This window comes from Citrobacter sp. HN-141 (assembly GCF_033341895.1).
Taxonomy (GTDB): domain Bacteria; phylum Pseudomonadota; class Gammaproteobacteria; order Enterobacterales; family Enterobacteriaceae; genus Citrobacter.
In genome coordinates, this window is record NZ_JAWPBF010000049.1 from 1 (window position 1) to 2,011 (window position 2,011).

1 protein-coding gene is annotated in these 2,011 nt (G+C 51.8%); it reads left to right on the top strand.

Annotation, left to right across the window (positions count from 1 at the left end; translation table 11 throughout):
• The first annotated feature begins 345 nt into the window (after nt 1-345).
• The gene (locus RYZ59_RS24495) at nt 346-1,332 is read left to right on the top strand and encodes a protein rep (protein ID WP_016245711.1); all 987 of its coding nucleotides are present in this window, start codon (nt 346-348) and stop codon (nt 1,330-1,332) included.
• The last annotated feature ends 679 nt before the right edge of the window (nt 1,333-2,011 follow it).

Here is a 2,011-nt window from a genome sequence, read left to right on the forward strand (position 1 = left end):
GCGTTGCTGTTTCGCTCCTGGCGTTGTGGCAGTTTTTGGTGGCGGGTGGGCGTTGAATGGCTGGTTCGATCCGCGCGCGATCCTTGTATTTATACTTAAGGGATAACTCTGGCGATAAAAAATGGCATCAAGCCTTGCGTACCAAGGCTTCGGGGCTTATTTGCGTTGTAGAAGGTTTTGGAAGTATTCTGTTGGGAGTGGTCGCCTTAAAAGCGACCCCCGCAACGACGGCCATCGTTCGGGGGTGTGACCACCTGCAGAAATTCGATTCGAAGCGACAACCAACAGGTGATACGGCAATGATAACACGTCAAATGAGCCATCGCCCAGCATGGGACGGTGTGCATGCAAAACCCTAAACTCCAGAACCTCACGGATTACTCCCCCTCAGACGCGCCCTGGGACGCTCACAAAAGCGTTTCTGACGACGTAGGTGGGATTTACCTTCTCGCAGCCGAATATGAGCGCTACGGGGCGCGTATGGCTTCCTGTGGCGGTTTACTGAGGTTTGGTTGGTCTACCCTCAAAGAAACTGGAGAAACTCGCCTTAGGCTACGTGAGGCGCATTTCTGCCGTGTCCGGCACTGTCCTGTCTGCCAGTGGAGGCGATCCCTGATGTGGCAAGCCCGTTTTTATCAGTCCCTGCCGCGTATTGTTGCGGATTATCCAGATGCACGCTGGATGTTCCTGACCCTCACAGTGCGAAACTGCGCGATCGGGGAATTGGGTGAGACACTTAACCGAATGAACATGGCCTTCCAGCGACTTAAGGATCGCAAAGAGTTTCGACCTGTTCAGGGCTGGATCCGCACCACGGAAGTTACACGTGGAAGTGACGGTAGTGCGCACCCGCACTTTCACACTCTGATGATGGTTCCTCCCTCAATGTTCACGCGAGATTACGTTAAACATGACCGCTGGGTAGAGCTTTGGCGAGAGTGTTTGCGTGTGAATTACGATCCGAATGTTGATGTTCGAGCAGTAAAACCCCGCAAGCCTAAGGACGGAGAATCATTGGCTTCTGCAACTGCGGAACTTGTACGGGGCGCAGTGGCTGAAACCCTGAAATATTCCACGAAGCCGGCTGACATGGTTGCTGATCCTGAATGGTTCCTCGAATTGACTAAGCAGACACATAAGCGCCGATTTGTGGCTACCGGTGGCGCACTCAAAGACATACTGAAACTCGATCAGGAAACTGATGCCGATATGGTAATCGGGGATGATATTCCCGAAGGCGATGATGATGGTTCACGCATTGCTTTTGAGTGGAAAACCGAATCCAAAAAGTACCGTCGCTCACCGTCAAAAGATAAAGCTGAATCAGACTGACAGGGTGTCGGGGCGCAGCCCTGACCACGACGTTTTTGAGAGGGCGCCGCTTGTCGGCGGTACTCCAAAAACACATCTTGTCCTATTGGTTCTACTCCGATGCAGGATAGGGCTAACGCCGCAAAGTGACGTCACTCAATTACTGAGTTCGGTTTCCGAACTCAGTTGGGACAAGATGTGTTTTTGGTACACCGCCATCACGATGTCGGTGCCAAAAACGATTCGTCAGGGCTGCGCCCCGACACCCTGCCAACACCTCACGCAGTCAGATTAAAATCTGCCAGCGCTCGCCGTTTCCGAAATCGTCAAACTCTAAATCGTGGGGTCCCGCTGGCTTGCCAGTGGGTTCCGATTTAGTGATTGACGACATTGCTGATTGAAAAATTGGCTGAGGTGGTTGGATTCACGAAGTGAGGCCAACCACCTGAAAGACGGTTTTTAATTGTCTGGTACCGGATACAACCAGAACGAATGGAGTTGGTTCTGTCGTGATGCGAAAAAGTATGGGTTCGCAAATCACAGACTAAATAGATTTACCCAATTCCATTCGAGTGAGGTTGTTATGTTTTTTGAGGTTCTTAATCATGTTGATAGTGCGTTGAGCGTTGCTGTTTCGCTCCTGGCGTTGTGGCAGTTTTTGGTGGCGGGTGGGCGTTGAATGGCTGGTTCGATCCGCGCG